This is a genomic window from Pedobacter sp. 01N416 (genome assembly GCF_056399685.1).
In genome coordinates, this window is record NZ_JBFTRT010000410.1 from 1 (window position 1) to 4,724 (window position 4,724).

At 40.5% G+C, this 4,724-nt stretch carries 2 protein-coding genes; both read right to left on the reverse strand.

The genetic code is table 11. From position 1 onward, the window contains the following. Positions 1 to 44: 44 nt before the first annotated feature. Positions 45 to 1,442 (reverse strand): SusD/RagB family nutrient-binding outer membrane lipoprotein, encoded by a 1,398-nt coding sequence (locus AC1DND_RS20065; protein WP_477584324.1) that lies wholly within the window; start codon positions 1,440 to 1,442, stop codon positions 45 to 47. Positions 1,443 to 1,467: 25 nt separating this feature from the next. Further along, complete coding sequence (locus AC1DND_RS20070) at positions 1,468 to 4,476, reverse strand: SusC/RagA family TonB-linked outer membrane protein (RefSeq protein ID WP_477584326.1); 3,009 nt, start codon at positions 4,474 to 4,476, stop codon at positions 1,468 to 1,470. Positions 4,477 to 4,724: the final 248 nt, after the last annotated feature.

The window sequence follows — 4,724 nt, forward strand, 5'->3', positions numbered from 1 at the left end:
ACCCAATCGGGTATCCTCAACATGATCAACTAACCAGCACTTATTTAATTAACATCCCACCATAACCTATCGGTAATTTTAGCCTTTTGTTGCGGCTGTGGGTTTGCTGTAATTTCGGTATTTGGGTAAAGTACCCTTCTTGGAATTTCAGAGAGTGCATTTTTAACTTTGGTTAAAGCCGGGAATCCGGTACGGCGCCAATCTGTATAATTTTCAGCATTAAGAAAGTTTGCAACCGACTTTTCTTCCATAATTAAACGGAGCGCATTTGTACTGTTGAGTGTCCCCCGCGAAGCAATATAGGTATCCATATCAGTTGTGCTCACCCCTACCTTAGTCATGTGCTGTTTGATGCCATCCTGATAAAAAGGTTGTGCAGCTGCAAAACCCGATATCACCAGCGTGGCTTCGGCTTTTATAAATAATGCCTCGGTATAATTTACCAGATAATTATTGGCATTGGCACCCGCGTAAAAATCGGCAGGGATTGAGTAAGCCTCCAGACTTCCAATTTCGTCTAAACCGATCTGCCGGCCAGTATATAAACCGGTTTGTTTGGCGGGTTTAACCATTTTGCTTAATCTTGGATCGTTTCTGGTAGTAAAAGCATCAACAAAGGTGTTGGCAAGTACAAATGTAGTACCTGGTAAAAAATTCTGTTGCCATGGATTTTCGGCCCCTGCTGCACCACTGAAAGCAATTTTAGCATCATCATCGTTGCTCTGCATACCATTAGTTAGTGCAGTCAAAGCCAGCTGTGCCTGCGCAGAAGCTGTATTTCCAGGCGCTTTACTCAGGTGCATGTAATAACGTGCTTTTAACGTGTAGGCGAGTTTTTTCCATTTGGTCATATCACCTGAGTACATCAGATCGTCACTGCCAGGTGTCAAACCGGCATTGCGACCGATATCTATAATCCCATCATCTAACAAGCGCTGTATCTGGGTATATATTTGTTGCTGGGTATCGTAAGTAGGATTGGCTACATCAATTCCCTTGAAAGCCTGACTATAGGGGATATCTCCCCATGCATCGGTTGCGTAGCCCAAAGTATACGCAGTGAGTATTTTAGAAATCGCAGTATAATTAAAATTGCCGTTTGCAGCTGCTTTTACATTTAGGAGGCCTAGGTTGTTCAGCGTGCGCACGTATACGTTGCTCCAATCGCCGTCCATATCAATATTGTACATCTGATAAGTACCAAAATTTGGGGCTACCTGGTTCAGTGCCATTACCTGTAGGTATTGCTGTAGCACTACACTTAAATTCCCATCGCCTGATGCATTGATATTCTGCGAAATCAGCATTTGTATAGGTGGTAACATGAGCGATTCTTTAACATCAATCGGTCTGTTGGGGTCATAGTTAACATCTATGTATTTTTTGCACCCGGCAAAAGCCATCATAAATGCAAAACTTAAAATGAAATATATCTTTTTCATGTTGATTCTTTTTTATGTATTGGGCCTATAATGTTAATTTTAAACTGAAATCTACCGAGCGGGATGTTGGGGTTGAGAAGGAATAAATCCCTTGAGATCCGTTTGAAGAACCAAAAGAACTTACTTCTGGATCGCCACCTGTAAAGTGTGGTGCATATATCCATAAATTTCTACCCGTAACCTGCAAACCAATAGTTTTGAAAGGCGTTTTTTGCAGCCATGTTGGCTTTAGGTTATAGCCCATGCTAACATTTCTCAATTTTACATAAGTACCATCTTGGATAACGGATTCCAATACACCATTAGCTCGTTGATAATAGGCTTGTCCTGAAACAGACACCGTATTGGGCAAACCTGTAGTCGCATTTACACCTTCAACAATACGTGGACCACGGTCTTCGGTAACTTTTGGTGTACCATAGAAATATCCGTAACCATCAACATTGTTTTGAATATCGCCTCCCTTTTTCATGTCAAAGGAGAAACTCAAAGTAAACTGCTTATACTTGAAATTATTAACAATACCGCCCATCCAATCCGGATTGATATCGCCGATTATGCCTTGTTCGTCTGCAGCAAATGGTAACCCATCATTACCGATTAATAGTTTCCCTTCACTGTTTCTGGCATAACGGGTACCATAAATTACCCCATATGGCTGGTTTGGAAAAACAGTGGTAAACCCGTTGCCAACCTGTTTCAGTTCCTTGTAAATCGAAAAGACCTTATTTCTGATCCTGCTATAATTCAGGGTCAAATCCCAGCTAAAATTCTCCGTTTTTATGGGTTTTGCATTTAAAAGCAGCTCGACACCCCTGTTACGCATTAAGGCTGTATTTACACTGGTAGTGTTAAAGCCGCTTGATGGTGCCAGTGCTACGGTGGGAATGATCCCGTTTTTTGTCTTTTTATAGAAATAGGTAACCTCCAGGCTTAAACGGTTTTTAAAGAAACCTGTTTCTAAACCAATTTCAAATTCGTTGATCCGCTCATTTTTTAAGTTCGGATCGCTTAGGTTTTGACTGATCAAAAAGCCCGACTGCCCCTGATAGGGAAAGGCAATGTTTCTTACCGTCTGTGATTCGTATGGGGTAAGGAGGTTGTATGGCCCAATGCTCGCATTCCCCACTGTGCTGTAGGATAATCTTAATTTTCCGAAGCTCATGACATCAGAAAGTTCTTTCGAAAAGAAATTGGAAAAGATAAAACTCGTAGCAGCAGAGCCATAAGGATAAAAACTGTTGTTTTTGGACAGTACCGAAGTTCCGTCGTATCTTCCTGTAAGAGAGAGGATTAAAAACTTTTTATAATCTATATTAGACTGTAAATAGAATCCTATTTTTCTGGAGAGATAACTTGTTTCTGTAAATTGCACGGTTGATGTAGATCCGATGTTACCAAATCCCGGAACAGTTATGCCTAGTCCGTTGGCATTGCCAATTTCACTATAGGTTGATAATATGTTGTTACCCAATAGTGCATCGATGGTAAAATCGCCAAAACTTTTGTTGGCACCGATGATCAGGTCATTATTATATTGCCTGAAATTGCTATTTCTGTTTACAATCCGGCCATTAGGGTTCGAAACCGAGAGTAACGATTCATGATATTTGCCCTGTTCAACATAAACATCGGCACCAAAACGCTCAGTAATGGTTAACCAGTTTAAGGGTTTATAATCGGCTGTAAATGTCGGTAGAAAACGGTTCACAACTGATGTATTACTGATATTATCTAATACCCAGTAAGGATTATTACGCGAGAAACGGTATAAACGCTGACTTCCATCAGGGTTTACCGAAGGCTGCAGGTTGTAAGAAACTGGGGCAGAAAAAATGGTCCACACTGGACTTTCCAAGGCATAACCTTCAGGTAACCGACGGTTTTTGGTATTGGCGTAATTTAAAGAGAACGTAACATTCAGATCTTTAATAATTTGCGTGGTGAATTTCCCAAAAACAGTATTTCGGTCGAAAGAAGTGGTAGGTACCGTTCCATCCTGAGCAAAATTGGTATACGATATAAAATAAGAGTTGTAAGCCCCACCTCCGTTTACGGCTACCGTGTTGGTATATGTTTTTCCGGTTTTAAAGAATAAATCAGACTGATCATATACCTGTGCAGGCTGGCCGTTAATTTTTAAGGTATCCATTCTTGCTCCCCACGATGTACTCGTTTTTTGGTTCACACCATCAAAATATACGCCATTTGAGCCAAGTGAATATTTATTCTGAATTTCTGGCAACAGTGGTTTCTCCATTGAAAAAGAAGAAGAAAAACTAATACCAGGCTTTTTATTCAGGCTGCCTGCTTTTGTAGTGATAATAATTACTCCTTTTGCACCATCAGATCCATATAGCGCTGTTGCTGCACCACCTTTTAACACATTAATGCTTTCAATAATATTAGGATCAAGATCGGCAATTCGGTTGGTACCGGGACCCGAGTTGAGGTTACCGGTTTCATCATTGTTAACCGGAATACCATCGATTACCATCAAAGCTTCATTGTTGCCATAAAGAGAATTAGCACCCCTAATTACAATACGCGATGAACTCCCTGGAGTGCCCGACGAACTTGTAATTTGCACACCAGAAACTTTACCTGCCAATGCATTTACCAGGTTAGGCTCTTTTGTCTGGGTCAATTGCTCGCCTTTTACCTCTTGAGAACTATAGGTGAGGTTACGTTTTTCCCGCTTTACACCTAATGCAGTTACTACAATCTCATTCAGGCTTTGCTGGTCTTCACTTAATGTTATGGTTATGTTGCTTTGCCCGCTATAAGCAAATTCTTTGGTTGTATAACCAATTCCACTAAAAACCAGTGTAGCTGGATTTGCACTTTTAATTGAAAAAACCCCTTTCGCATCGGAAGAGGTGCCAATAGCGGTTCCTTTAACTTTTACCGATATGCCTGGGATTGGCAGCCCCGACGCATCTGTAATCTTGCCACCAATCAGCGACGTTTGACCATAAATCTGTATGCAACAGAGCATGGTCAAAATGAACAAAGTAATCTTTAATCTGGTCATTGTATTCAGTTTAGTTAGTAATATGACCAAAATTAGGTTTATAAGAAGCCAGATAGAACGATGATTTTAACACGTATTGCCCAAAAATTAACGCAAATGTTACAATCGTTGTAAATACGTTAATAAACTGTGATTTGTTTAACCGATCAAACAAAATTTTGAACCGCGGAGCAGATATTGAAGTAATTTGTTGGATGTTTAGGCTTTCCGCCCGCCAACTGATTGTTTGTCCGCACTAATCAGATTTT

Coding starts and splice junctions, on each gene's coding strand:
- AC1DND_RS20065 (WP_477584324.1), bottom strand. CDS start 1,442: ATGAAAAAGATATATTTCATTTTAAGTTTTGCATTTATGATGGCTTTT.
- AC1DND_RS20070 (WP_477584326.1), bottom strand. CDS start 4,476: ATGACCAGATTAAAGATTACTTTGTTCATTTTGACCATGCTCTGTTGC.